Raw genomic sequence first — 26427 nt, 5'->3', positions numbered from 1 at the left:
GTTTTATCACTCCCTTAAGGTAATGCCACCCGGTGAGTTGGCGAGATTGGTTTTAAATCGTAAGCACGACCGTTTTCATTGAAATACTTTTCGTATGATTTTTCGTACTCAGAACTTACTTGTTGACGTAATTTACGTTGTTGTTCGCGGTTTTCTGGACGAATATCAGGAATAGCTGATATTAGGCGTTTCGTATAGATGTGCTGTGGATTATTATAAATTTCTGCACTAGTTGCTTCTTCGACAATGCGCCCGCGATACATTACACCGATGCGGTCACACATATGACGAATTACGCCTAAATCGTGACTTATGAATAGGTACGTTAATCCAAGTTCAGATTGTAAATCTTGTAAGAAGTTTAAAACTTGCGCTTGTACCGACACGTCAAGTGCAGATACTGGTTCATCGGCGATAATAAGTTTTGGTTTTAATGTAAGAGCGCGTGCAATACCAATTCGCTGTCTTTGTCCACCGGAAAATTCATGTGGGTATTTATAAATAGACTCTGGATTTAACCCAACTTTATCAAGGTATTCTTGAACTGCTCGACGCTCTTCATCGGGTGAGAGCTTTTCAAAATTCCGAAGTGGTTCGGCAATAATATCGATAACACGTTTTTTTGGATTCAATGATGAATACGGATCTTGGAAAATCATTTGGATATCTTTTCGTTGTTCTCTTAACTCAGAGCGACTTAATTTCGTTAAATCCCTATTATTAAAATGAATGCTACCGCCTGTCGCTTTCGTTAAGTGCATAATTGCTTTACCCGTTGTTGATTTGCCGCTACCTGATTCACCAACGATTCCATATGTTTCACCAGGTTGTAATTCAAAGCTTACGCCATCGACAGCTCGTACATAATCTAATGTACGTCCGAAGAAACCGCCTTTAATTGGAAAGTGTACTTTTAAATCTTCTACTTTAAGCAGTGCCATGAGTTACGCCATCTCCTTTCTTATGTTGGAAGTTGAAGTGCTTATAGCAAGTACAACGTACCCAATGGTCTGGTTTTACTTCATGTAAAACAGGATTTTCCTCATGTTGATCTGGTCTAACCCAAGGGATTCGGGCTTGGAATCGACATCCAGTGCGAGGAAGCTTCGCTAACGAAGGAACCACGCCTTGAATTACATGCAATTTTTCTTTTTCACCATACGCAGATGGAATGGAGTTTAATAGAGAACGAGTATATGGGTGAAGCGGGTTATTAAAAATCTCTTCTACTGTTCCTGTTTCTACAACTTGTCCTGCATACATAACGACAATACGATCAGCTGTTTCGGCAACAACGCTTAAATCATGTGTAATTAAAATGATGCCCATTTTCGTTTGTTCTTGAATAGATTTTAGTAAGTCTAAAATTTGTGCTTGGATGGTTACGTCAAGAGCCGTTGTTGGCTCATCCGCAATAATGAGTGCTGGGTTACAAGCAATCGCAATCGCGATAACAATTCTTTGTCTCATTCCGCCAGATAATTCGTGAGGGTATTGTTTATATGTAAGTTCTGGTTTTGGAATACCAACTTGATGGAGTAGTTCTAAGGTGCGTTCTTTCTTTTCTGCTTTCGAAAGGTTTGTGTGGTAGTCTAAGTTTTCTTCGATTTGTTTTCCAACTGTCATAAGAGGATCGAGTGCTGTAAGAGGTTCCTGGAAAATCATACCGATGTTTGATCCGCGTACTTTATTCATCTCTGCGGTCGACATAGTAAGTAAATCCTTATCTCTATAGTTAAGTTGCCCTTGTAATTTTGTATTTGCTTCATTATGCAGTCGCATAATGGAAAGGGCAAGTGCACTTTTTCCGCAACCGGATTCACCAACTATCGCGACAATTTCATTTTCATGGACAGTTAACGAAACGTTATCAACTGCTGCATGATATTGATCTTGTATGCGAAAGGAAGTCTGTAAGTTTTCAATGCGAAGAAGTGGATTCTTCATGGTTATCCCTCCATCTTTTCTGAAAAGACTAAATATTTAGTATGTTGTTGCTATTTTAATATAAAGCGACAATGTTTGACAAGAGTAAATATTCAAAAATCTTTTTATATAGAGATGAGATGCAGTAATATAAGGATAAAAACCCTTTTAAAACGCTCACAATTATGGGGTGGATTGATAAATTATTTGTAATAAAAAAGTACTATATGTAGAAAAAAGAGAGGTGTTCTGGAAAGAACTGTCTCTCTTTTTTTTGTAAGTATAATATTATTGTTTAAGCTTGTTTTTGTTTTGTAGATCCTGTATTTAAAGTAAGAGCAAGGAAGAACATTGCAAGGACACAAGAAGCAAGGAGCAAAATGAATCCGCCGTCCCATCCGAATCCATCTACAATAAAGCCCATAGCTGCGCTAGCAAAAGTAGCTCCCCCTAGGTAACCGAAGAACCCAGTTAACCCAGCGGCAGTTCCAGCAGCTTTCTTTGGTGCTAAGTCAAGAGCGTGTAGGCCAATTAACATAACAGGTCCGTAAATTAAAAATCCAATTGCGACAAGTGCGATGCTATCAACCATTGGATTACCAGGAGGGTTTAGCCAGTAAACAAGAACTGCGATAAATACACCGACCATAAATAAAATACCAGCAGGTGCACGGCGTCCTTTAAATAGTTTATCACTCATCCATCCGCAAAGAAGCGTACCTGGAATACCAGCCCATTCATATAGAGCATAAGCTGTACGTGAGCTACTATGAGTAAAGCTTTTTTCTTCAACTAAATAAGTAGGAGCCCAGTCTACAACGCCGTAACGAACGAAATAAACAAAAACGTTAGCGATAGCGATGTACCATAAAAACTTATTGTTTAATACGTATTTAAATAAAATTTCCTTTACCGAAAGTTCGCGTTCACGGTCCGCTACTTTTTCATCTGATGGATATTCCCCAGTATGTTCTTCAATAGAAGGTAATCCGCAAGATTGAGGTGTATCTCTCATCGTAATTAATACATAAATCCCCACTAAAATTGAAAGAATACCTGGGAAGTAAAATATACTTTTCCAGTCATTTGCAAAGAAATATAAGCCTAATGTAACGAGAGAAGGCATAAGCGCGCCGCCGACATTATGAGCGACGTTCCAAATAGACATTTTTGTACCACGTTCACTAACGGAGAACCAGTGAACCATCGTACGACCACAAGGAGGCCATCCCATACCTTGTACCCATCCATTTAAAAACTGAAGTACAAACATAAGTATAATGCTCGTTGTAATGAAAGAAAATGAGCCGAAAATAATATTAATGATACCGGATAAAAATAGCCCAGCTGCTAAAAAGTAGCGAGGATTACAACGATCGGATACGATACCCATAAGAAATTTACTTAATCCGTAAGCGATAGATACTGCTGAAAGGATAACCCCAAGTTCCCCTTTACTAAAGCCTTGTTCGATTAAGTATGGCATTGCGAGTGAAAAGTTTTTTCGAACAAAGTAGTAACCCGCATAACCGATGAAGATGCCTAAGAATACTTGCAAACGCAATTTGCGGTATTCGCTATCAGTGCGATCAGCTGGTAAGCGTTCTGCGTGGGGCGCAGGTTTAAATAATTGTGTGAAAAACATAAAATGAAAATCCTCCCCTAATTAATTGGAAGCGTTTTAAGACAGAGAGAATACAAAAAGGCTATGAAATATAAAAAAGTTCCCTTTTTTATGATTCATAGCCATATACTCCGATTCTCCGTGACTGTCAATATTAACTTCGACGAAAATTATACAACTTTGTGACAAGAATGTAAACGTTTTTATAAAGAAAGTTGTTGACGTATTTTGTTTGTGGGATTAATATTTAAATACGTTAAATATTTTATTGCTTAAATAAGAGGTGGATAACATGCCAAATGATATGACTCATATTGATAAGATTCAAGCTCTTACATTCGCTATAGGAAAGAAAATGCAAACAGAGCTATTAGAACAAATGCAAGCATCAGGACTTACACCACCGCAGTTTTATATTTTAAAGATTTTAGATCATTACGGAGCTTCAAGAGCGACACAATTGGCGGAGAAAATGTACGTGAAACCGAGCGCGATTACAGTAATGACTGATCGTTTAATTGATCATGGGTTAGTAGAGCGCTATCACGACGATAATGATCGCCGCGTTGTTGTCATTGAGCTAACGAAGAAGGGGAAAACTACAGTAGAAGAAGCGATGGCGGCTCGTAATGAGCATATTGCAAAATACTTCTCACACTTAGAATTACAAGAGAGGGAAGATTTGTTGCGCCTCTTTGAAAAGCTAGAAACAATTATTTGTGGGAAACCAGAGAAAAAAGAGAAAAAAGAGAAAAACTAAGAGGAATTGAGGAGATTACATGGAGCAACAAGAAAATCAGAATAGAAAGTTGTTGTTAATCGGTTTAGTAATCGCAATGCTATTTGCTGCATTGGACGGAACAATCGTTGGTACAGCAATGCCGCGTATCGTCGGTGAACTAGGTGGATTAAGTTTAATGACATGGTTAACAACAGCGTACATGTTAACATCAACAACGGTTGTACCGATTGCAGGTAAATTAGCGGATTTACTTGGGCGTCGTAACGTATATATAGCAGGATTAATTATCTTTATGGTTGGTTCAGCGTTATGTGGTATGGCAAACGGTATGACAGAATTAATTATTTTCCGTGGTATTCAAGGTCTTGGTGGCGGTATTATGATGCCAATGGCTATGATTATTATCGGAGATATGTTCACGGGAAAAGAACGTGCTAAATGGCAAGGTATTTTTGGAGCTCTATACGGTCTTGCCTCTGTAATTGGACCACAAGTTGGTGGTTGGATTGTAGACGCAGTGAACTGGAGATGGGTATTCTATATTAACTTACCAGTTGGTATTTTAGCGACAATCTTCATTGCAATGGGATTAAAAGCACATAAACAAACAGGACCAATTAAAATTGATATCGCTGGAATCTTCACGATGATTCTCGGTGTTGTAAGTTTATTACTTGCGTTAACGTTTGGCGGGAAAGATTATGCATGGGGTTCTTGGCAAATTATCGGGTTATTTGCACTAGCTGCCATTGGTATTGTTAGCTTTGTTATCGTTGAAACGAAGGCTGAAGAACCAATTTTACCGATGCACTTCTTTAAAAACCGTACATTTACACTACTGAATGCGATCGGTTTCTTTATGAGTATCGGAATGTTTGGAGCAATTATGTTCGTACCGTTCTTTATGCAAGGAATTGTAGGCGTAAGTGCTGCTGAATCAGGAACGATTATGACACCGATGATGATTACAATGATCGTTATGAGTATTATCGGTGGTCAGCTTGTATTAAAAATTGGTGTGAAACCACAAATTATTACAGGGATGCTTATTATGGCTAGTGGTTTCTGGTTATTAACAACGATGGATATGCATACAACTAAGCTTACCGCTACTTCTTATATGATGGTTATCGGTTTAGGAATGGGTCTTGTTATGCCGATATTAACATTAGCATTACAAGAAAGCTTCCCGAAAAAAGATCTTGGCGTTGTAACATCATCAAGTCAATTCTTCCGTCAAATCGGTGGAACGTTTGGGATTACAATTTTAGGATCAATTATGAATAACACTTCAGGCACAACGTTAACAAATAAATTAGTACCTGTATTAGACACATTCCCAAAAGAAGCGGGACAAATGGTAACAAAATTTAAAGATATGATTCATACAGATCCACAAAGTTTATATTCTATGCTATTTAGTCCAGAGGCATTAAAACAAATGCCAGAAGCATTTTCTAATAGCATCGTACCAATTTTGAAAAGCTCTTTAGTGGACTCACTTCATACTGTATTCTTAACAGGATTGGTATTTATCGTAGTAGGTGCTATCTTTACGATTTTCTTACAGAAAATTAAACTGTCTGATCGTAAAAAAGATGCTGAAGAGCCTGCTGTAGAAGAAAAGGAAAAAACTGTATCATATTCGTAATAAAAAAGCATCGCCTTATGGCGATGCTTTTTTTGAGTATAACCTTAAAAGCTTTTTAGTTAGAAATGATTGACGTATTTTTATAAATGCGTTATATTATTTTCTGTAAACGGTTACATGAAATGAGGAGAAAAGAGAATGAGTACGATTAAAGACGTTGCAAAATTAGCAGGGGTATCTGTTGCGACCGTTTCCAGAGTGTTAAATAAAAATGGATATGTCCATGAGGATACATTAAAGAAAGTAGAGCGAGCAATTGAAATGCTAGATTATAAGCCTAGTACAGTAGCGCGTTCTTTATATAATAAAAAGTCTCGTTTAATTGGCTTAGTTGTTCCAAATATCGTGAATCCATTCTTTCCGGAAGTTGCACGTGCTGTAGAAGATGTAGCACATAAGCAAGGATACACAGTTGTACTTTGTAACTCTGATGAAAATTTAGAAAAAGAGAAGCAATACATTGATGTGCTTAGACAAAATAATGTGGACGGATTTATTGTAGCAACGAATCCACAAAATAGTGTTAATTACATGAATTTGTCTATTCCAGTTGTTGCGATTGACCGTATGTTTAATGAGCGCATTCCTACTGTATATGCAGATAACTATGCAGGGAGCCAGGCGGCGACAAAGTTATTAATAGACAAAGGGTGTAAACATATTGCACATATTCGTGGACCGCGTGATGTGAGCACAGCTAATGAACGTTTTGAAGGTTTTGTAGACGTTATTACGCAAAATAATCTTTCTTATATGATTGCAGAGAGTACATTCGATCCAGCTAATAGTGAACAGGTAGCGGTGGAATTATTAGAAGAATATCCGCATATTGATGGAATTGTTGCTGGGAATGATTTAATTGCAATTGGTATTGTAAAGGCTGCACTTCAAAAGGGAATTTCTATTCCAAACGATTTACAAATTATTGGATTCGATGGAATTTCTTTAACTGAAATGATGTATCCATCTATTACGACTGTTGCACAGCCAATTTATGAAATGGGGAAAATTGCAACAGAATTGTTGTTAGAGCAGATGGAAGGAAATCCATTAGAAGAAAAACACTATCGTTTACCGATTGAAATTATAGAACGAAATACAACGAAGTAAGGAGATGAGACAGATGCCAAATATTGCAGTAGTAGGTAGCATTTCAATGGACTTAGTGGCTGTTTCAAAAATACGGCCGAAAGCAGGAGAAACAGTAATTGGTGAAGCGTTTCATACGATACCAGGAGGAAAAGGGGCCAACCAAGCAGTTGCTGCAGCTAGATTAGGAGCAAATGTAGCGATGGTTGGTGCAGTAGGAAATGATGATTACGGAACAGTAGTTAGAAAAAATTTGGAGAACGAACGCATTTTTATCGACTATGTGGTACCGGTTACAGATAGGACGACAGGAATCGCTCATATCGTTTTAGCAGAAGAGGATAACAGTATTGTTGTCGTACAAGGAGCAAATGCTCTTGTAAATGAGTCGATTGTAGATCGTTCAAAAGACCTTCTTGTAAAAGCAGATATGGTTGTTCTTCAACTAGAGATTCCGCTTGAAACAGTAAAATACGTTCTGGCTATTTGTGAGGAGCATAACATTCCAGTTATGTTGAATCCGGCTCCAGCACAAATCTTATCAGAAGATATTTTAGAAAAAGCGACTTATATTACGCCGAATGAACATGAATGTCGCATCGTATTAAATGATTTCACATCACCAATTGAAGAGTTACTTGCGAAATATCCAAATAAGCTATTGATGACGGAAGGGTCTAACGGTGTTCGTTTCCATAACGGAACGGAAGTTGTTCAAGTTCCAAGTATTGCTGTAGACGTAGTGGATACGACTGGAGCTGGTGATACATTTAACGGCGCGCTAGCAGTTGCACTTTCTGAAGGAGAAATACTTCAAAAAGCAATTCGTTTTGCGAACATTGCTGGTGGTCTTTCTGTAACGAAACTTGGGGCACAGGGCGGTATGCCAACAAGAGATAGAGTACGTGAAGTGCAGGTGATTGTCGGATGAAGAAACACGGTGTATTAAATAGTGAAATTGCGGCGGTCCTTGCTTCACTTGGACATACAGATACGATTGTAATTGCTGATTGCGGGTTACCTATTCCTGATGGAGTAAAACGAATTGATTTAGCAGTTGAAATCGGAAAACCTAGTTTTTTAGACGTATTACAAGTAGTTGCTGATGATATGGCAATTGAAAAAGTGATGTTAGCAGAAGAAGTTATTATAAATAATGCAGAGGTAAATAAAGAAGTTGAGATGCGATTAATAGAGCCAGCATTTGAATATGTGTCTCATAAGGAATTTAAAGAGCATACAAAGAGAGCGAAGGCGATTATTCGTACAGGAGAAGCAACGCCTTATGCGAATGTTATTTTACATGCAGGCGTGATTTTTTAATAAAGGGATGTGATGAGAATGCATATTGAAATGAAGAACATTTCAAAAGCGTTCAGTGGTAATCCTGTTCTAAAAAACGCACAGTTTATGATTGAAACAGGAGAAGTTCATGCATTGATGGGGGAAAATGGAGCGGGGAAATCGACGCTCATGAAGATTTTAACAGGTGTATATAAAAAAGACAGTGGAACAGTCATGATTGATGGGAAAGAACGAACTTTTAAAAATGCGAAAGAAGCTGAAGAGTATGGTATTGCATTTATCCATCAAGAGTTGAACATATTACCGAATTTAACGGTAGCTGAAAATATGTTTCTTGGAAAAGAGTTAATGTATGGGAAAACGGGCATTTTACGTACGCGTCAAATGAATGCGATTGCCCAGCAACAATTAGCAGATCTTGGCCTACATGTGAGAGGTGCTATGCTAGCAGGTGAATTATCAGTTGGACAACAGCAAATTATTGAAATTGCTAAAGCATTAATGACAAAGGCGAGCGTTATTATTATGGATGAACCTACAGCAGCATTAACAGATCGCGAAATTGAAACGCTGTTTATTGTTATTAATAAATTACGTAAAGAGGGCGTTTCATTCGTTTATATTTCACACCGGATGGAAGAAATTTTTTCAATATGTGATGCTATTACGATTTTGCGTGATGGAGAATATGTAGGGAAGAGATTAATTCCAGAAACATCATTTGATGAAGTAGTTAGCATGATGGTGGGGCGCAGTATTGGTGAACGTTATCCAGAACGAAATAGTCAAATTGGCGAAGTGATTTTTGAAATGCGAAACGGAACGAAAAAGGGGAAATTTGAAAATGTTTCGTTTCAAGTTAGAAAAGGTGAAATCCTTGGTGTTGCGGGCTTGATGGGAGCTGGTCGCACGGATATTATGAAAGCAATATTTGGATATGAACCGCTCGATTCAGGAAAAATTTTCATGAATGGACAAGAAGTAAAAATTGATAGTCCAATTGATGCGATTAGACAACGAATTGCCTTTATTACAGAGGATAGAAAATCTGAAGGGCTTGTGTTAGATTTTTCGATTCGTGAAAATTTAGCTTTACCAAATTTAGAAAGTCTTTCAAAGGGAAGCGTTGTTAATAAAGGTTTAGAACAGCAATTTACTGAGGATATGATGAAGCTTCTTAATGTGAAAGCAGCAAACGGAGAGCAAGCTGTAAAATCTCTTTCTGGTGGAAATCAGCAAAAGATTGTAATTGCAAAATGGTTAGGTATTCATCCGCAGTTACTCATTTTAGATGAACCAACGAGAGGTGTAGATGTTGGGGCTAAAAAAGAAATTTACTCTATTATGAATAAGCTTACCGAGCAAGGAGATGCCGTTATTATGGTATCGTCTGAGCTTCCAGAAGTTTTAGGAATGAGTGATCGAGTTCTCGTCATTCATGAAGGGAAAATCGGTGGTATTTTAGAGAAAGATCAGGCATCGCAAGAGTCTATTATGGCACTAGCTACAGGGGGAGAGTAAGATATGGCTAAGAAGGGGAATGTATTACAACAACTTGGTTCTTTAATTGGATTAGTATTAATTATCGTAGTAATTACAGCTTTAAATCCAGCATTTATTGAAATTCCAAATTTATTTAATATACTGCGCCAAGTATCGATTAATGCACTCATTGCATTTGGAATGACCTTCGTTATTTTAACAGGGGGTATTGACTTATCGGTAGGTTCTATTTTAGCATTATCAAGTGCACTTGTTGCCGGAATGATGGCAAGTGGCATGGATCCGTTCCTTGCAATGGTAGTTGGATTATTAGCAGGTCTTGCAATGGGGATTGTAAACGGTATCATTATTGCGAAGGGAAAAGTAGCTCCGTTTATTGCAACTTTAGCAACAATGACTATTTTTCGCGGGTTGACGCTTGTTTATATGGACGGACGTCCGATCACTGGTCTTGGTGATCATTTAATGTTCCAAATGTTTGGCCGTGGTTATTTCCTTGGTATTCCTGTGCCAGCCGTTACAATGATGATCGCTTTTGCAGTACTGTACTTTATTTTAAAGAAAACAACGTTTGGTCGCCGTACGTTTGCGATTGGTGGAAATGAAGAAGCGGCAGCTTTATCAGGTATTAATGTTACGAGAATTAAAGTAATGATTTACGGTCTTTCCGGAATTTTGGCAGCGCTTGCAGGTATTGTCTTAACATCAAGGTTAGATTCTGCACAGCCGACTGCTGGTACTTCTTACGAATTGGATGCAATTGCTGCAGTTGTGTTAGGAGGAACGAGTCTTTCAGGTGGAAGAGGATGGATTGTTGGTACATTCATCGGTGTGCTTATTATTGGTGTACTAAATAACGGTTTAAATTTATTAGGTGTATCTTCTTTCTTCCAACAAGTTGTAAAAGGACTTGTAATCTTACTAGCTGTACTAATTGATCGTCGAAAAGAAGCGTAATGGAGGGGCAATTCATGAAAAAATGGTTACTGATACTCGTTGCATGCATCATGGTAGTTACTGCTGGTTGTTCAATGGAACCACCAGAATGGGCAAAGGATTCTAGCGATAAAGGTCGAAATAAAACTATTAAAGTTGGATTTTCTGTTTCAACTTTAAATAATCCATTTTTCGTCACGTTGAAAAAAGGTGCAGAAAAGAAAGCAAAAGATAGCGGCATTGAATTAATTGCTGTTGATGCACAAAATGATGCAGCGAAGCAAACAAACGATGTTGAAGATTTAATTCAAAAAGGTGTCGATGTAATTGTTATTAATCCAACCGACTCAGATGCTGTTGCTTCAGCGGTAAGTGCAGCCAATGCAGCCAATGTTCCTGTTATTACAGTAGACCGAGTTGCAAATTCAGGTAAAGTTGTTTCTCACATAGCTTCCAACAATGTAGAAGGTGGTCAAATGGCTAGTGATTACATTCGGGAAGTAGTTGGTGAAGGAACAAATGTCGCTGAGTTAGAAGGAATACCTGGATCGTCTGCTGCTCGTGAGCGTGGGAAAGGATTCCATAACGTAGCTGATAAGTCTTTAAAAGTAGTAGCAAAACAAGCAGCTGATTTCGATCGTGCAAAAGGGTTATCTGTTATGGAAAATATTTTGCAAGCAAATAGCGATATTAAAGCGGTATTTGCTCATAATGATGAAATGGCATTAGGCGCAATTGAGGCATTAAAATCTGCTGGTAAAACGGATGTAGTCGTTGTTGGATTTGATGCAACGGATGATGCTGTAAAAGCGGTTAAAGATGGGCGTATGGCAGCAACAGTCGCTCAAAAACCGGAATTAATCGGAGAGAAGGCGATGGAAACAGCAAAAGAGATAACACAAGGTAAAAAAGTGGACAAATTTATTCCGATTGAATTAGAGCTTATTAAGAAAAAATAAATAAATATAAAATGAAAATTAGGAAGGAAGAATAACAAATGAAATTTTTTATTGATACAGCAAACATTAACGAAATTAAAGAGGCAAATGCATTAGGCGTAGTAGCTGGAGTAACGACAAACCCATCACTTGTAGCAAAAGAAGGCGTAGATTTCCATGAGCGTATTCGTGAAATTTGCAGCTTTATTGAAGGACCTGTAAGCGCAGAAGTAATTAGCTTAGAAGCTGACAAAATGATTGAAGAAGGAAAAGAGTTAGCAAAAATCGCTCCAAATGTTGTTGTAAAAGTTCCAATGACAACAGAAGGCTTAAAAGCAGTAAAAGCATTCTCAGATTTAGGAATTCGTACAAACGTTACATTAGTATTCTCAGCAGTGCAAGCATTACTTGCAGCTCGCGCTGGTGCGACATACGTTTCACCGTTCTTAGGTCGCCTAGATGATATCGGTCATAACGGTATGGACTTAATTCGCCAAATCGCAGAAATCTTTGCAATTCACGGCATTGAAACAGAAATCATTGCAGCATCTGTACGTCATAGTGTTCACGTAACAGAAGCAGCATTAAACGGTTCACATATTGCAACAATCCCAGCAAACGTAATCGCTTCATTAGTGAAGCACCCATTAACAGATCAAGGAATTGAGAAATTCTTAGCTGATTGGGAAAAAACACAAGAGAAATAATACGAAATGGAGAACCCAAGTTTAATTAACTTGGGTTCTTTTTTTGTTTGAAAGAATTTTCATGCAATTGTGCATATTGTCTTTTAAATTTTTAATATAAGCTATTTAATATATACAAATCACTCTTTATTTTTCACATTTCGACATAAAAAGATAGAGGGTCTGACCAGAAAACTGGAGGGCATGATTCTATAACAGAAAGCTTATTTCTTATAGAATCATGTCTTTTATTATACAAGGGAGGATAGATTACATATTTTTATCTGAAGTTTAAGATTGATACAAGGGGATGATTAAAATGAGAAAAAAAGCGCCATTTAAAGTGTTGTCATCATTAACGATCGCAACACTCATCGGATGCTCAGCTGTAATGAGTGCTCCGTTAGCATATGCAGAAACGTCAGCAAAAGAAGGTGTGTCTACAACGCCAATTGATCATAACTTAATTCAAGAAGATCGTTTAGCGGAAGCGCTGAAAGAAAGAGGAACAATTAATCCAGCATCGTCTAAAGAAGAGACAAAAAAGGCCGTAGAGCAATATATTGAAAAGAAACAAGGGGATCAGGCGAATAAAGAAATTCTTCCCGATGCGAATCAAGAAGCATCTGATTTCGTGAAAAAGGTAAAAGAGAAGAAGATGGAAGAAAAGGAAAAAGTAAAGAAAGCTGAAAAAAATGTTAGCCCTGAGCAAAAGCCAGAGCCAAATAAAAAGCAATTAGATGGGAAAGTTCCAACTTCTAAGGCGAAACAAGCTCCATATAGTGGACCTGTCCGCAATGATAAAGTGTTAGTGTTACTCGTTGAATTTAGTGATTATAAACATAATAATATTGAGCAAACACCAGGTTATATGTATTCGAAAGACTTTAGTAGAGAACATTATCAAAAAATGTTATTTGGTAATGAGCCTTACACATTATTTGATGGTTCGAAAGTAAAAACATTTAAGCAATATTATGAAGAACAGTCTGGCGGTAGTTATACGACGGATGGATATGTAACAGAGTGGTTAACTGTTCCAGGTAAAGCCGCTGATTATGGTGCTGATGGTAGTAGCGGTCACGATAATAAAGGACCAAAAGGCGCACGTGATTTAGTGAAAGAAGCTTTACATGCAGCTGCTGAGAAAGGGTTAGATTTATCTCAATTTGATCAATTTGATAGATATGATACAAATGGTGATGGAAATCCAAATGAACCTGATGGTGTAATTGATCATTTAATGGTAATCCATGCTGGTGTTGGTCAAGAAGCTGGTGGCGGTAAATTAGGTGATGATGCAATTTGGTCACATCGTTCAAAATTAGCAATAGATCCAGTAGCGATTGAAGGTACAAAATCAAATGTAGATTACTTTGGTGGAAAAGTAGCAGCGCATGATTACACAATTGAACCAGAAGATGGAGCAGTAGGTGTATTTGCGCATGAATTTGGACATGACCTTGGCTTACCGGATGAATATGACACGAAATATACTGGAACTGGTTCACCTGTTGAAGCGTGGTCATTAATGAGTGGAGGTAGCTGGACAGGAAAAATCGCAGGAACAGAGCCAACTAGTTTCTCACCACAAAATAAAGACTTCTTACAAAAGAATATGGGTGGAAACTGGGCGAAAATTTTAGAAGTAGATTACGATAAAATTAAGAGTGGTGTAGGCGTTCCTACATATATTGATCAAAGTGTTACGAAATCCAATCGTCCAGGCGTTGTACGTGTTAACTTACCAGGTAAAAGTGTTGAAACAATTAAACCGGAGTTTGGAAAGCATGCATATTATAGTACAAGAGGAGATGATATGCATACGACATTAGAAACACCATTCTTTGATTTAACAAAAGGAACAAATGCGAAATTTGATTATAAAGCGAATTATGAACTAGAAGCAGAGTGTGATTTCATCGAAGTACATGCTGTAACAGAAGATGGAACGAAGACGTTAATTGATAGAGTTGGAGAAAAAGTAGTACAAGGAGATAAAGACACGACAGATGGAAAATGGATTGATAAATCATACGATTTAAGTCAATTTAAAGGGAAGAAAGTGAAACTACAATTCGACTATATTACAGATCCAGCTGTAACATATAAAGGTTTCGCGATGGATAATGTAAATGTAACAGTTGATGGACAAGTAGTATTTTCTGATGATGCAGAAGGAACATCTAAAATGCAGTTAAATGGATTCGTTGTTTCTGATGGGACAGAACAGAAACCCCATTATTATTATCTAGAGTGGAGAAACTATGCTGAATCAGATAATGGATTAAAAGCAGGAAAAGGTCCGGTGTATAATACTGGTCTTGTCGTTTGGTATGCAGATGATAGTTTCAAAGATAACTGGGTTGGGGTACATCCAGGTGAAGGCTTCCTTGGTGTTGTAGACTCTCATCCAGAAGCGTTTGTTGGTAATTTAAACGGGAAACCAGCGTATGGTAATACAGGCATGCAAATTGCAGACGCTGCCTTTTCATTTGATCAAACACCCGCATGGAGTGCAAATTCATTAACACGTGGACAGTTTAACTATTCTGGATTACAAGGTGTTACAACTTTTGATGATTCAAAAGTATATAGTAACAAACAAATTGCAGACGCGGGAAGAAAAGTTCCAAACCTTGGACTTAAATTCCAAGTTGTTGGACAGGCAGAGGATAAATCGGCAGGCGCTGTTTGGATTAGACGTTAATGCGGGATAAAATAAAAGCACATTCTTCATATGAAGAATGTGCTCTTTTATTTGTACATTAAGTTATTATTTTAGCTTATGTAATACAAGTGTTTATCCATATGTAGTGTATCAAATTATGTGTGGAAAAGAAATATTTCCGAGGAAATTGTCGAAGTATCGTCGATATTTATTCATTTTCTTTTTTAAAAGGAGCAAGTAGTATTGCTTTTATATGTAAGTTTATTTACATTGATATTTGGTTATATACAAAAGTAATATATATTAGGCAATAAAAAGAGTTCTATTTAATAGAACTCTTTTTTGATGAGTAGAAAGGAGGGGGACAAATGAGAGAAACAATTGCATGTCCACAATGTGAAGAGAATATTACTGCACAACATATTATCGACATCCCACATCCTTTTTCATTAAGGTGTCCGCATTGTAAGGTGAAGCTGAAAGAAATGAGGATAACACCATGTTTAATATTAGCGGCAATCTGTGTTATCCCACTGTTTATTATTATTGGAGAGAGTATTAAAGAATTGCTAGTAAAACATTTTTCTATTATAGACAATGTACCAACCGTACTTATTTTCTTCTTATTTTGTTATCCGTTGTATTATTTCTATGAAAAATATAATGCCATATTATTCATTAAATATGGTTTATTGAAAGTTAAAAGTTAAAAGTTGAATTGAATAGGAGATTATCATTATGTTGTGGAAAATTTATTTGGTAATTGTAGCGATATTAGCTATTACTTCGCTAGTGAGAGGGATGTTTCAAACACCAATTCAAAAGTTTGATTTTGTAGTGTCTATTATTACATGGATAGGACTATTTGGATTTGTTTTTGATGTACAAATATTGACGCCGATCGTTTGGCAATGCATCTTCGTATTTAGCATCATTTGGACTTTAACTGCAGTTTTTGTTTTATGTTTATATGAAGAGAAGGATGACCCGCTACCTTTTATATTCAAATTAATTGGTATTATCCCAACGCTGCTATTATATTACGGGTTATATCAATATGCATTTTAAAAAAGACAATGATGGAATTAACCCATCATTGTCTTTTTTACTTTGCTTCTTACAAAAATCATTCCAGCAAATGTTAACAAGAATGCAGTTCCGATAACGAAGCTGACGCTAGGCGATGCCCCGATTGCTCCAACTGTAAAGGAGCCAGCAACAACTCCTAATGAGAAGAAAGCATAAAACAATCCGAATGCTTTCCCTCGGTTACTATCTGTTGTATTTTCAACAAGTAAAGCATTAATTGCTGGGAAGAGGATAGCGAATCCAATTCCATAAATCATCATAACGATAAAGAGCATGCCTCTTGTTGCAAATAATCCGAGTAAAGATAACGCTAGTGCCATTACTGCAATCCCGATTAGCATTAGTTTGGAACGATTAAATCGATCGTAAATGCGATTTGTTGGCAGTAAGAAGAAGAGGATAGCGGTAATTCCGAATACACTTAACATCATGCCTGTTGTAGATGCTTTAAGTGCTAATGCCTCAACTTTTACTGGTAACATATAAGTGACAATCCCTTGTGAAAACATTAGTGTGAAAGCACCAATATATGCTTGTAATAACGGTTCTGATTTCAATAGTTCAATCATATCTTCTTTGTTCATCATTTGTGTTCTTGATGTATCTTTTCTTGATACGTTATTTGGTAAGAAGAATAGAGATACGATTGTACCAAGGACCATTAAAATAGAAATAGTAATGAACACCCACTCTATACCAGCTGTTGCTTTCATAATGCCGCTGAAAGCAGGTCCTACGATTGCAGCTGTTCCAACAGCGGCACCAGATAGAGCCATTGCTTTACCTTGCCTTGCTGAATTCGTTTGCTTTGATAAAAACGTAAAGGCAGCAGGAATTAAAAATCCGTCACTAAAACCGTGCATAAAGCGCACAACTAATAGTTGTTCACCACTTTGAACAACGGTGTATAACAAGACTATGAAACTCGTAATTCCCATGCTTATATAAAGGATTTTTTTTGCACCAAATTTATCGACAGCGGCTCCAGCGATAATATTACCGATCATATTAGCGAATGAGTACATACCGATAACTAGCCCGATAACAAGAGGGGTTCCTCCAAGACTTTGAGCGAAAGTACTCATAATAGGTAATTGTGAAAATGTATCTAGAAACGCTACGATAACAATAAAGTAAATAAAATATTTCAAGCGATATTCACCTCTCCTATGCTATTATGGCATAATGCTAATTTCAACCGCAATGAAATTAGCATTAACAGATGTGGAAAAAAGTACAAAGTGACAAAATATTGAACGTTATTTGTTAAAATTTAGTGGAAATGAGATTGTTTTTTTGAAATATATGGATGGAAGTATTATAATAGATTTGTAAACTTCACCAGGTTAAGTATATACGTAGAGAGGGATGTATAAAATGAAAGCACTACTTTGGCATAATCAACGTGATGTACGAGTAGAAGAAGTACCAGAACCAACTGTAAGACCAGGAGCAGTTAAGATTAAAGTTAAATGGTGTGGTATCTGCGGAACAGACTTGCATGAATATTTAGCAGGACCTATTTTTATTCCAACAGAAGAGCACCCATTAACACACGTAAAAGCACCGGTTATTTTAGGTCATGAGTTTAGTGGTGAGGTAGTTGAAATCGGTGAAGGCGTTACTTCTCATAAAGTGGGAGATCGCGTCGTTGTAGAACCAATTTATTCTTGTGGTAAATGTGAAGCTTGTAAACACGGACATTACAATGTTTGTGAACAACTTGTTTTCCACGGTCTTGGCGGAGAAGGCGGCGGTTTCTCTGAATATACAGTAGTACCAGAAGATATGGTCCACCATATTCCTGATGAAATGACGTATGAACAAGGTGCACTTGTAGAACCAGCAGCAGTAGCAGTTCATGCAGTACGTCAAAGTAAATTAAAAGAGGGAGAAGCTGTAGCGGTATTTGGTTGTGGTCCGATTGGGCTTCTTGTAATCCAAGCAGCAAAAGCAGCAGGAGCAACTCCTGTTATCGCAGTGGAACTTTCTAAAGAACGTCAAGAGCTAGCTAAATTAGCAGGTGCTGATTACGTATTAAATCCAGCAACTCAAGATGTACTAGCAGAAATTCGTAACTTAACAAATGGTTTAGGTGTAAATGTGAGCTTTGAAGTAACAGGTGTCGAAGTAGTACTTCGTCAAGCGATTGAAAGTACAAGTTTTGAAGGACAAACTGTAATTGTTAGTGTGTGGGAAAAAGATGCGACAATTACGCCAAACAACCTTGTACTAAAAGAAAAAGAAGTTATTGGTATTCTTGGATACCGTCATATCTTCCCAGCTGTTATTAAATTAATTAGCTCTGGCCAAATTCAAGCAGAGAAATTAATTACGAAAAAAATCACAGTGGATCAAGTTGTTGAAGAAGGATTTGAAGCACTTGTAAAAGATAAAACACAAGTAAAAATTCTTGTTTCACCTAAATAATAGAGAATAGTAAAAAGTAGCCCTTTTCTAGAAATAGAAGAGGGCTACTTTTTTTCTATACAGAAAGGTGATAGACTTTCCTTTAACTACAGGTATTTTGTTTGGAAGGGGAAGTCTAATGCTTTCATTTATGTTGACATTGAAACGGATGCTAAAAGCTTGTTTACGAGCGTGGAAAGATAAAGAATTTCAAGTATTATTCGTATTAACATTTTTAACATTAACATCTGGTACGATTTTTTATAGTACAGTTGAAGGATTACGTCCTCTTGACGCCCTATATTTTAGTGTGGTCACGTTGACGACTGTCGGTGATGGGAATTTTAGTCCGCAAACTGATTTCGGAAAGGTATTTACGATCTTATACATATTTATCGGGATTGGATTAGTGTTTGGATTTATTCATAAGTTGGCAGTTAATGTACAGCTGCCAAGTATATTATCGAAAAGAAAAAAAGAGTAAAGCATGTGGATGCTTTACTCTTTTTTTACATTAGTTTAGACAATCATTTGCAGTAGCTTAACAATACTTTATTACAATGTAAGTGTATTCATTCATTATATTCACTATGTATAAAGTTATAATGATATGAACATTTGCATATTTTAATTTATTGATAGAAATTTCATGAAAGGTGGGATATTCTAGTCATAGGTTAACCAGACGATATCATAGGATCCTAACAAAAAGTTTACAATAATTCAATTAAAAAATGGAGGATTTTATATGAAAAAGAAAGTACTTGCTTTAGCAGCGGCTATTACATTAGTAGCTCCGTTACAAAGTGTTGCATTTGCTCATGAAAATGATGGGGGAAGTAGAATAAATATAGTTCACCGCTGGTCTGCTGAAGATAAGCATAAAGAAGGCGTAAACTCTCATTTATGGATTGTAAACCGTGCAATGGATATTATGTCTCGTAATACAACACTTGTAAAACAAGATCAGGTTGCACTATTAAATGAATGGCGTACGGAGTTAGAGAACGGTATTTATGCTGCTGACTATGAAAATCCTTATTATGATAATAGCACATTTGCTTCACACTTCTATGACCCTGACAATGGAAAAACTTATATTCCATTTGCAAAGCAGGCAAAGGAAACTGGAGCTAAATATTTTAAATTAGCAGGTGAGTCATACAAAAATAAAGATATGAAACAAGCATTCTTCTATTTGGGGTTATCTCTTCATTATTTAGGGGATGTAAATCAACCGATGCATGCGGCAAACTTTACAAATCTTTCGTATCCACAAGGGTTCCATTCTAAATATGAAAACTTTGTAGATACGATAAAAGATAATTATAAAGTAACGGATGGAAATGGATATTGGAACTGGAAAGGTACAAATCCAGAAGATTGGATTCATGGAGCGGCAGTAGCTGCGAAACAAGATTACTCTGGCATTGTAAATGATAATACGAAAGATTGGTTCGTGAAAGCAGCTGTATCACAAGAATATGCAGATAAATGGCGCGCTGAAGTTACACCAATGACAGGTACGCGATTAATGGATGCACAACGTGTTACTGCTGGATACATACAGCTTTGGTTTGATACGTACGGAAATCGTTAAATATTTGAAAAAGGTCAAATCTCAGAATAGAGTATTTGGCCTTTTTATCACTACACAGTACATGGAGGTATGAAACGTGAAAGGTAAATTGCTAAAAGGTGTACTTAGCTTTGGTATTGGTTTAGGAGCTTTATATAGTGGATCTTCAGCTCAAGCAGAAATGTCTATAAATCAAAATAATACATTAAAAGTGATGACGCATAATGTGTACATGCTATCAACGAACTTATATCCGAACTGGGGACAAAATGAGCGTGCTGATTTAATTGGGGCAGCGGATTATATGAAAAATCAAGATGTTGTTATATTAAATGAAGTATTTGATAATAACGCTTCAAATCGCTTATTAGGAAATTTGAAGAAAGAATATCCAAATCAAACGGCAGTATTAGGTCGTAGTAGTGGAAGCGAGTGGGATAAGACGTTAGGAAACTATTCATCTTCGACTCCTGAAGATGGAGGTGTAGCGATTGTGAGTAAATGGCCAATTGTTGAAAAGATTCAATATGTATTCGAAAAAGGCTGTGGACCAGATAACTTATCAAATAAAGGATTTGTATACACAAAAGTTAAGAAAAATGATCTTTTTGTACATGTGATTGGGACTCATTTACAAGCTGAAGATAGTATGTGTGGACAAATTTCGCCAGCATCTGTACGTACAAAACAGCTACAAGAAATTCAAGAGTTTATTAAAAATAAAAATATACCAAATAACGAGTATGTGTTAATTGGTGGTGATATGAATGTAAATAAAATAAATGCAGAGAATAATAGCAATTCAGAGTATGCATCGATGTTTAAAACATTACATGCGTCTGTTCCATCTTATACAGGACATGCAGCAACTTGGGATGCGACGACAAACAGTATTGCGAAATACAATTATCCAGATGCACCTGCTGAACATTTAGATTATATTATTGCGAGTAAAGATCATGCGAATCCATCATTCGTAGAGAATAACGTATTACAAGTGAAATCTCCAAAGTGGTCTGTTACATCATGGTTCAAAAAATATACGTATGATGATTATTCTGATCATTATCCAGTAGAGGCGACTATTTCTATGAAGTAGAGTAGTCTTAAAAAAGTTTCTTCGTGAAGAAGAAACTTTTTTTATTTGAAAACAGGAAAATCATTTTTTCTTTCCAATATGTATAAGACATATATAGAAGAGGAGAGAAAAATGTGGATAGAGGAATTTTTAAGGAAGTTCCATTACCGTGTGCATTTTTAGATGAAGTGGCTTTAGAGAGGAATATTCAATCAATTATAGAGTTAAGTGGAGATAAGAAAATTCGTATAGCGAGTAAATCATTACGCTCTGTTCCAGTTATGAAAAAGATTTTAGCTGCAAATAATCGGTTTCAAGGTATTATGTGTTTTTCTCCTAGAGAAGCTTTGTTTTTAATTGAACAAGGGTTTAATGATTTATTGCTCGGATATCCTGTTTATGATGAAAGAGCTTTACATGAAATTAGTTTGCTAACAAAGCAAGGGCACATTATAACTTGTATGGTAGATTGTGAAGACCATATTACTTATTTAGAAAAGATTGCTGAGAAGTCTAAAGGGTGTTTTCGCGTTTGTTTGGATATTGATATGAGTAGTCGTTTTTTGAAATTTCATTTTGGTGTAAAAAGATCCCCGGTAAAAGATGTGCAGAGCGCTTTGAAAATAGTAGAAAAGGTGAAGGGCTCATCATATTTAATACTAGATGGTGTAATGGGATATGAAGCTCAAATTGCCGGGGTGGGGGATCATATACCGAATCAATGGATGAAAAGTAAAGCTGTTTCGTATTTAAAGAAGAAATCAGTGTTAGAGGTTAAAGAAAGAAGAGAACGTATCGTAAAAGAAATACAAAACCTTGGTATTGAACTAAGATTTGTAAATGGGGGAGGAACAGGAAGTATAAAAACAACTGAGCAAGATAACTCAGTTTCAGAGATTACTGTAGGATCCGCCTTTTACTCTCCTAAACTGTTTGACTATTATAAAGAAGTGAAATTTCAGCCAGCTGCCGGATTTGCTTTACCAGTTGTACGTAAACCGGATCCTTTTATTTATACTTGCCTAGGTGGCGGATATATTGCCTCAGGTGCAGTTGGTAAAGATAAAGAGCCTGAGGTTTGGATGCCGCATGGTGCAAAACTATTAGCTTTAGAAGGTGCTGGTGAAGTGCAAACACCAATTTTTTATAACGGCGAGGAACGAGTGGATATAGGAGATTCTATCTTGTTTCGCCATAGTAAAGCTGGGGAGTTATGTGAGCGTTTTCCTATTTTATATCGCATTAAACAAGGGGAAATTGTTGGAGAGTATTCAACATATCGGGGGGATGGACAATGCTTTCTATAAAGGGACAAAAATGGAGAAATTGGACAGGGAATGTAGAAGGAACGCCGCATTATACGATGTATCCAAAAAGTATACAAGATGTAGTAGAAGTTGTGGGGCTTGCACGAAAAAAAGGAAAGAAAATTCGTGTTGTCGGTTCAGGTCATTCGTTTACACCTCTTGTGCAAACGGAAGAAATTTTAGTTTCTTTAGATGAATTGAAGGGCATTGTGAATATTGATGCAGAGAAGATGGTTGCCGAAGTATGGGCGGGAACAAAGTTACATGATTTAGGGAAGTTACTTCAGGAAAAAGGTTATGCGCAAGAAAATTTAGGAGATATTGATTCACAATCTATTGCAGGAGCGATTAGTACGGGGACTCATGGGACGGGTGTTACATTTGGGAGTTTATCAACACAAGTTATAGAGATCACGGCAGTTTTATCAACAGGTGAGAGTATAGTTTGTTCAGAAACCGAGAACGCCGAATATTGGAAAGCATTTCAGTTGTCGCTTGGAATGCTAGGTATCATTGTAAAGATAAAATTGAAGGTTATCCCAGCGTATTCGCTTGTTTATGAAAGTGAAAAACAATCATTGTCTACTGTAATGAACAAACTAGAAGAATATAAGAAGAATCGTCATTTTGAATTTTTCGTTTTTCCTTATTCAGATGAAGTGCAAGTGAAATTTACAAACGAAACAACGAGTAAAGAAAGTGATTTGAAATGGCATAAACTAAAGGTGGAGTTACTTGAAAATAGGATGTTCTCTTTATTATCTAAAGGGTGTAAATGGTTTCCTTCTATAAGTAAAGGAGTAAGCCGATTATCAGCTAAGGCTGTACCGAACACGAAAATAATTGGACCAAGCTATGAAGTATTCGCTACATCACGTACAGTTCCATTTTATGAAATGGAGTACAGTGTCCCTTCAAAGTATATGAGGGCTGTTGTAGAAGAAATTTCAAATCTTATTGAAAAGAAAAAGTATAAGGTGCACTTCCCGATTGAATGCCGCTACGTGAGAGGTGATGATATATGGCTCAGTCCAGCATATGGAAGAGATTCAGCGTATATAGCTGTTCATATGTATAAAGGTATGAAGTATGCCGCTTATTTTGGTGAAGTGGAGAAAATTTTTCTAAAGTATGAAGGGCGCCCACATTGGGGGAAAATGCATACGTTAACGTACGAAAAATTGCAAAATATATATCCAGAATTGCATTCGTTTCTAAAAGTGAGGAAGTCACTAGATGAAACAGGAATATTTTTAAGCCCTTATACAGAAAAGTTATTTACGATTATGAAAAAAAGCTGACAAATTAGTATTTGTCAGCTTTTTTAAGTGTAATTGCATTTCTTGTATGACTAATACGCTCGTAAAATAGTAATTTATCACTGCTAAATACATGTAATAAAACATGAATAATAAATAGCCCGTTAATTACAAATTGGAATAACAGTATAACTAGTAATACTAAAGGCTCTGTATGATTTAAAATAGAGCTACTAGAAAGAATGTAATTGATTCCACCTAAAATGAAATAGAATATACCGTAACGAATGAATAATTCTTTTAGTGTAATACGCTCTGCTTGTCCTTTAATGTAAATACGAAGCAACGCTTTCCCTATTGTTCTTCCATTTGTAAAGTATGGGATGATAATAAAGTAAATTAAGATTGAACATGCGATGAAAAGGAGTTCGTATACATTTGTATAAGATTGGATGTTAGAAATAAATAGTGAGTTTCCTTTGTTTTTAATGAAAGGTACAACGATAGATAAGAAGATCCAATCAATTTGCATAGCGATGAGACGACGAACGAATCCGACTGGTTTCGTTTCCAAATCAATATGACTATCTAATTCGCTTGTTTTTGGCAGGAAGTACGTAAATATTGGTGCAATGATAAAACCGATTACGCCGCCTAGTGTGTTTAAAAACAGATCGTCGATATCGAATAAGCGATATGCACAATTATAAATACCATATAATCCAGTTACTTGTGTTAATTCAAAGAACAGTGAAAGGCAAAAAGAAATGCACACTGTTTGGAAGAGACTACGTCGGAAATAATAACGTAAGTAAATACCGAATGGAACGGTTAATAGAACGTTAAAAGCAACTTGTAAAAATGCAGATTCTTTTAATAACAAGAAATAAGTAGTAGGTTTCGTTAAAATTGCCGATGTATGATTACTAATCTCTTGTATGAAATAAAATGGTGAGAGTTGCATATGCTGTGTATTAGCGGGTTGTAGGCTACAAGTATCATACGTTTGTGGTAACGGCAAAATAACAAGAAAATAGGCATTTAATAAGTAAAGTAATAATGAGTATAAAATAAATGAGCGCCATTTATTTAAATAACCGTATTTTCGATAATTAAATATTAAAAAAGGAATTAATAGAAACATTGCTAAAATAGGAAATAAAATAAAAGCTGTTTTTACTGGAAATAAATATGCAGTCAAAATGAAGCTCCTTTCAATGAAATTTCGTTTATCATTATAGCGCTTAAAAGAATGTAAAACAAAGTTGAAATAGCTTGAAATAGAAAAAATTACAAATTTAAAATAGATTAAGTTATAATAAGTTTAATATAAAGATATTATGATTATACAAGTTGAAAGAGGGTACATGATATGCAATATGAGCTTTTTTCGGTAAGCGGGGATCATATTACAACTTTTGAAAGCACATGGCGTTTTCAAGAGGGGGAACAGATTTTTGTTCATGATGATAATACAAAACGAAATTTTATTATTATTCGCTTAACACATGATTTATTTCAAAAAAATACACATGTTATTCGCTTGTATTGTCAGGAAAAGAAAGTTTATGCATAAGGAAAAACCACTTACTGTATGAGGGCAGTAAGTGGTTTTTTATCCCGCTATTTGTGGGAAGTAAAACTCCCACCTCAAAATTCAGGTGGAGCAAAGAAGTTAGGTGGGAGCCCTGCTGCCCGTAAAAGCCCGATTGGTGAGGGCTAATAATCAGGGGGGATGAACAAAACCCCCTGATTAAAGTTTCATTTTATAAGAAAATGATAGTTAGCACACCTACGATAATACAGTAGAAAGAGAAGTATTTTAAATTTCCTTTTGCCATAATGTTCATAAACCATTTTAATGAAATATATGTCATGACAAATGTTGCGATGAAAGCAACAATATAAGGTACAAATAATGTATCTAAATTTGGATCGTTTGCAATGTCTGTAATACTTAACAATAAACCACCTAAGCTAACAGGAATGTATAGTAAGAATGAGAAGCGAAGAGCTGTTTCTTGCTTCATACCAAGTAACATTGCTGCCACGATTGTAGCACCTGATCTGCTTATACCAGGAATTAGTGCACAAGCTTGTGCTAGACCAATAATGATTGCATCTTTCATAGAAAGGTCGCCATCATTTTTACGTCCACGCAAGTTTCGAATAATCCAAAGGCCGATAGCAGTAATAAGAAGGGAAATCCCAACCATTTTAACACCTTTTAAATAGTGGTCGATATAATCTTTAAATAAAACTCCAATTACACCTGCTGGAATGGTTGCAATAACAAGGTAAATAATAAAGAAGAAATCTGATTTTGCATCTTCTGCTCTTGTGAATATATAAGATAGACCATTCTTTGTTAGACGAATTAAGTCATTTCTATAAATAAGTAATACAGCTAATAATGAAGCTGAATTAACAAGTAGCTCAAAGCTAAACCCTTCTATTTTTAGTCCTAGCAAATGCTGTGCTAAAACGAGGTGACCGCTTGAAGAAATTGGAATTGGTTCTGTTAGTCCTTGGAATAGACCAAGAATTAAATATTTTAAAATGTAATAAAATTGTTCCATAATAACCTCCTTGTTTATTAGTCGAAAGAAACAACTTGTCCATTATAACAAGAATA

The 26427-nt window shown here is 36.3% G+C and carries 25 protein-coding genes; 19 read left to right on the top strand and 6 right to left on the bottom strand.

Annotation, left to right across the window (positions count from 1 at the left end):
- Nucleotides 1–14: 14 nt before the first annotated feature.
- From AC0IXC_RS24340 to glpT, 3 genes are all read right to left on the bottom strand, one after another.
- A complete protein-coding gene (locus tag AC0IXC_RS24340) occupies nucleotides 15–941 on the bottom strand; it encodes an ABC transporter ATP-binding protein (protein ID WP_002140382.1) in 927 nt (308 codons plus the stop codon).
- Complete coding sequence (locus tag AC0IXC_RS24335) at nucleotides 928–1947, bottom strand: ABC transporter ATP-binding protein (RefSeq protein ID WP_215590713.1); 1020 nt, start codon at nucleotides 1945–1947, stop codon at nucleotides 928–930. Before AC0IXC_RS24335 ends, AC0IXC_RS24340 begins: the two co-directional genes overlap by 14 nt.
- A gap of 274 nt (nucleotides 1948–2221) precedes the next feature.
- A complete protein-coding gene (glpT, locus tag AC0IXC_RS24330; protein WP_002029809.1) occupies nucleotides 2222–3571 on the bottom strand; it encodes a glycerol-3-phosphate transporter in 1350 nt (449 codons plus the stop codon).
- A gap of 271 nt (nucleotides 3572–3842) precedes the next feature.
- Here glpT and AC0IXC_RS24325 point away from each other — a divergent pair, with 271 nt between their 5' ends.
- The 12 genes from AC0IXC_RS24325 (at nucleotide 3843) to AC0IXC_RS24270 (ending at nucleotide 16139) form a co-directional block, all read left to right on the top strand.
- Nucleotides 3843–4310, top strand: coding sequence for a MarR family winged helix-turn-helix transcriptional regulator (locus AC0IXC_RS24325; protein WP_002140385.1), 468 nt, complete (start codon nucleotides 3843–3845; stop codon nucleotides 4308–4310).
- A gap of 19 nt (nucleotides 4311–4329) precedes the next feature.
- Nucleotides 4330–5943, top strand: a complete 1614-nt coding sequence (locus AC0IXC_RS24320) for an MDR family MFS transporter (RefSeq protein WP_044444494.1) — start codon at nucleotides 4330–4332, stop codon at nucleotides 5941–5943.
- Nucleotides 5944–6081: 138 nt separating this feature from the next.
- Entirely contained in the window at nucleotides 6082–7053 is a 972-nt protein-coding gene (rbsR, locus tag AC0IXC_RS24315) for a ribose operon transcriptional repressor RbsR (RefSeq protein ID WP_002029805.1), read from the top strand.
- A gap of 13 nt (nucleotides 7054–7066) precedes the next feature.
- On the top strand, nucleotides 7067–7963 hold the full coding sequence (rbsK, locus tag AC0IXC_RS24310) for a ribokinase (protein WP_002140386.1): 897 nt from the start codon (nucleotides 7067–7069) through the stop codon (nucleotides 7961–7963).
- Nucleotides 7960–8355, top strand: coding sequence for a D-ribose pyranase (gene rbsD / locus AC0IXC_RS24305; RefSeq protein ID WP_002125248.1), 396 nt, complete (start codon nucleotides 7960–7962; stop codon nucleotides 8353–8355). Before rbsK ends, rbsD begins: the two co-directional genes overlap by 4 nt.
- Nucleotides 8356–8373: 18 nt before the next feature.
- Entirely contained in the window at nucleotides 8374–9858 is a 1485-nt protein-coding gene (gene rbsA, locus AC0IXC_RS24300; RefSeq protein ID WP_002029800.1) for a ribose ABC transporter ATP-binding protein RbsA, read from the top strand.
- A gap of 3 nt (nucleotides 9859–9861) precedes the next feature.
- Nucleotides 9862–10797, top strand: a complete 936-nt coding sequence (locus AC0IXC_RS24295) for an ABC transporter permease subunit (protein WP_002029798.1) — start codon at nucleotides 9862–9864, stop codon at nucleotides 10795–10797.
- Nucleotides 10798–10811: 14 nt separating this feature from the next.
- On the top strand, nucleotides 10812–11735 hold the full coding sequence (gene rbsB, locus AC0IXC_RS24290; protein WP_002090926.1) for a ribose ABC transporter substrate-binding protein RbsB: 924 nt from the start codon (nucleotides 10812–10814) through the stop codon (nucleotides 11733–11735).
- A 38-nt stretch (nucleotides 11736–11773) separates the two neighbouring features.
- A complete protein-coding gene (gene fsa / locus AC0IXC_RS24285; RefSeq protein ID WP_000667669.1) occupies nucleotides 11774–12421 on the top strand; it encodes a fructose-6-phosphate aldolase in 648 nt (215 codons plus the stop codon).
- A 298-nt stretch (nucleotides 12422–12719) separates the two neighbouring features.
- The gene (gene inhA2, locus AC0IXC_RS24280) at nucleotides 12720–15110 is read left to right on the top strand and encodes a M6 family metalloprotease immune inhibitor InhA2 (protein ID WP_471653499.1); all 2391 of its coding nucleotides are present in this window, start codon (nucleotides 12720–12722) and stop codon (nucleotides 15108–15110) included.
- Between the two features lie 329 nt (nucleotides 15111–15439).
- Nucleotides 15440–15781 (top strand): hypothetical protein, encoded by a 342-nt coding sequence (locus tag AC0IXC_RS24275; protein WP_471653498.1) that lies wholly within the window; start codon nucleotides 15440–15442, stop codon nucleotides 15779–15781.
- Nucleotides 15782–15809: 28 nt separating this feature from the next.
- A complete protein-coding gene (locus AC0IXC_RS24270; protein ID WP_471653497.1) occupies nucleotides 15810–16139 on the top strand; it encodes a hypothetical protein in 330 nt (109 codons plus the stop codon).
- Nucleotides 16140–16156: 17 nt separating this feature from the next.
- Here the strand turns inward: AC0IXC_RS24270 and AC0IXC_RS24265 are convergent, their stop codons facing one another.
- Nucleotides 16157–17311, bottom strand: a complete 1155-nt coding sequence (locus AC0IXC_RS24265; RefSeq protein ID WP_088038465.1) for an MFS transporter — start codon at nucleotides 17309–17311, stop codon at nucleotides 16157–16159.
- Nucleotides 17312–17537: 226 nt separating this feature from the next.
- On the opposite strand from AC0IXC_RS24265, the gene bdhA reads away from it, so the two are divergent.
- From bdhA to AC0IXC_RS24235, 6 genes are all read left to right on the top strand, one after another.
- The gene (gene bdhA / locus AC0IXC_RS24260) at nucleotides 17538–18590 is read left to right on the top strand and encodes a (R,R)-butanediol dehydrogenase (RefSeq protein WP_000645834.1); all 1053 of its coding nucleotides are present in this window, start codon (nucleotides 17538–17540) and stop codon (nucleotides 18588–18590) included.
- 118 nt (nucleotides 18591–18708) lie between these two features.
- Nucleotides 18709–19053, top strand: a complete 345-nt coding sequence (locus AC0IXC_RS24255) for a potassium channel family protein (protein ID WP_000948238.1) — start codon at nucleotides 18709–18711, stop codon at nucleotides 19051–19053.
- 264 nt (nucleotides 19054–19317) lie between these two features.
- Nucleotides 19318–20169 carry a phospholipase CerA gene (gene cerA, locus AC0IXC_RS24250; protein ID WP_002029789.1) on the top strand — a complete coding sequence of 284 codons (852 nt, stop codon included), beginning with the start codon at nucleotides 19318–19320 and terminating at the stop codon, nucleotides 20167–20169.
- A gap of 76 nt (nucleotides 20170–20245) precedes the next feature.
- Entirely contained in the window at nucleotides 20246–21247 is a 1002-nt protein-coding gene (sph, locus tag AC0IXC_RS24245) for a sphingomyelin phosphodiesterase (protein ID WP_471653496.1), read from the top strand.
- Between the two features lie 113 nt (nucleotides 21248–21360).
- Entirely contained in the window at nucleotides 21361–22533 is a 1173-nt protein-coding gene (locus tag AC0IXC_RS24240) for an amino acid deaminase/aldolase (RefSeq protein WP_002140393.1), read from the top strand.
- Nucleotides 22521–23834: a D-arabinono-1,4-lactone oxidase gene (locus AC0IXC_RS24235; protein WP_193663954.1), complete on the top strand. Its 1314-nt coding sequence runs from the start codon at nucleotides 22521–22523 to the stop codon at nucleotides 23832–23834. The genes AC0IXC_RS24240 and AC0IXC_RS24235 overlap by 13 nt, the downstream gene beginning before the upstream one ends.
- A 4-nt stretch (nucleotides 23835–23838) precedes the next feature.
- On the opposite strand, the gene AC0IXC_RS24230 is transcribed toward AC0IXC_RS24235, so the two are convergent.
- Nucleotides 23839–24993: a VanZ family protein gene (locus tag AC0IXC_RS24230; RefSeq protein WP_471653495.1), complete on the bottom strand. Its 1155-nt coding sequence runs from the start codon at nucleotides 24991–24993 to the stop codon at nucleotides 23839–23841.
- A gap of 171 nt (nucleotides 24994–25164) precedes the next feature.
- Here AC0IXC_RS24230 and AC0IXC_RS24225 point away from each other — a divergent pair, with 171 nt between their 5' ends.
- Nucleotides 25165–25368: a hypothetical protein gene (locus AC0IXC_RS24225; protein ID WP_002010557.1), complete on the top strand. Its 204-nt coding sequence runs from the start codon at nucleotides 25165–25167 to the stop codon at nucleotides 25366–25368.
- 190 nt (nucleotides 25369–25558) lie between these two features.
- On the opposite strand, the gene AC0IXC_RS24220 is transcribed toward AC0IXC_RS24225, so the two are convergent.
- Complete coding sequence (locus AC0IXC_RS24220) at nucleotides 25559–26371, bottom strand: undecaprenyl-diphosphate phosphatase (protein ID WP_002010553.1); 813 nt, start codon at nucleotides 26369–26371, stop codon at nucleotides 25559–25561.
- Between the last annotated feature and the right edge of the window lie 56 nt (nucleotides 26372–26427).

The organism is Bacillus sp. AC266, from assembly GCF_979253805.1.
The sequence above is the reverse complement of the archived record's forward strand: the minus strand, read 5'-3'. Positions and strand labels throughout refer to the sequence as shown.

Excerpts from the sequence above, each read along its gene's own strand:
- AC0IXC_RS24340 (WP_002140382.1), bottom strand. The coding sequence starts at position 941 with ATGGCACTGCTTAAAGTAGAAGATTTAAAAGTACACTTTCCAATTAAA.
- AC0IXC_RS24335 (WP_215590713.1), bottom strand. The coding sequence starts at position 1,947 with ATGAAGAATCCACTTCTTCGCATTGAAAACTTACAGACTTCCTTTCGC.
- glpT (WP_002029809.1), bottom strand. The coding sequence starts at position 3,571 with ATGTTTTTCACACAATTATTTAAACCTGCGCCCCACGCAGAACGCTTA.
- AC0IXC_RS24325 (WP_002140385.1), top strand. The coding sequence starts at position 3,843 with ATGCCAAATGATATGACTCATATTGATAAGATTCAAGCTCTTACATTC.
- AC0IXC_RS24320 (WP_044444494.1), top strand. The coding sequence starts at position 4,330 with ATGGAGCAACAAGAAAATCAGAATAGAAAGTTGTTGTTAATCGGTTTA.
- rbsR (WP_002029805.1), top strand. The coding sequence starts at position 6,082 with ATGAGTACGATTAAAGACGTTGCAAAATTAGCAGGGGTATCTGTTGCG.
- rbsK (WP_002140386.1), top strand. The coding sequence starts at position 7,067 with ATGCCAAATATTGCAGTAGTAGGTAGCATTTCAATGGACTTAGTGGCT.
- rbsD (WP_002125248.1), top strand. The coding sequence starts at position 7,960 with ATGAAGAAACACGGTGTATTAAATAGTGAAATTGCGGCGGTCCTTGCT.
- rbsA (WP_002029800.1), top strand. The coding sequence starts at position 8,374 with ATGCATATTGAAATGAAGAACATTTCAAAAGCGTTCAGTGGTAATCCT.
- AC0IXC_RS24295 (WP_002029798.1), top strand. The coding sequence starts at position 9,862 with ATGGCTAAGAAGGGGAATGTATTACAACAACTTGGTTCTTTAATTGGA.
- rbsB (WP_002090926.1), top strand. The coding sequence starts at position 10,812 with ATGAAAAAATGGTTACTGATACTCGTTGCATGCATCATGGTAGTTACT.
- fsa (WP_000667669.1), top strand. The coding sequence starts at position 11,774 with ATGAAATTTTTTATTGATACAGCAAACATTAACGAAATTAAAGAGGCA.
- inhA2 (WP_471653499.1), top strand. The coding sequence starts at position 12,720 with ATGAGAAAAAAAGCGCCATTTAAAGTGTTGTCATCATTAACGATCGCA.
- AC0IXC_RS24275 (WP_471653498.1), top strand. The coding sequence starts at position 15,440 with ATGAGAGAAACAATTGCATGTCCACAATGTGAAGAGAATATTACTGCA.
- AC0IXC_RS24270 (WP_471653497.1), top strand. The coding sequence starts at position 15,810 with ATGTTGTGGAAAATTTATTTGGTAATTGTAGCGATATTAGCTATTACT.
- bdhA (WP_000645834.1), top strand. The coding sequence starts at position 17,538 with ATGAAAGCACTACTTTGGCATAATCAACGTGATGTACGAGTAGAAGAA.
- AC0IXC_RS24255 (WP_000948238.1), top strand. The coding sequence starts at position 18,709 with ATGCTTTCATTTATGTTGACATTGAAACGGATGCTAAAAGCTTGTTTA.
- cerA (WP_002029789.1), top strand. The coding sequence starts at position 19,318 with ATGAAAAAGAAAGTACTTGCTTTAGCAGCGGCTATTACATTAGTAGCT.
- AC0IXC_RS24235 (WP_193663954.1), top strand. The coding sequence starts at position 22,521 with ATGCTTTCTATAAAGGGACAAAAATGGAGAAATTGGACAGGGAATGTA.
- AC0IXC_RS24225 (WP_002010557.1), top strand. The coding sequence starts at position 25,165 with ATGCAATATGAGCTTTTTTCGGTAAGCGGGGATCATATTACAACTTTT.
- AC0IXC_RS24220 (WP_002010553.1), bottom strand. The coding sequence starts at position 26,371 with ATGGAACAATTTTATTACATTTTAAAATATTTAATTCTTGGTCTATTC.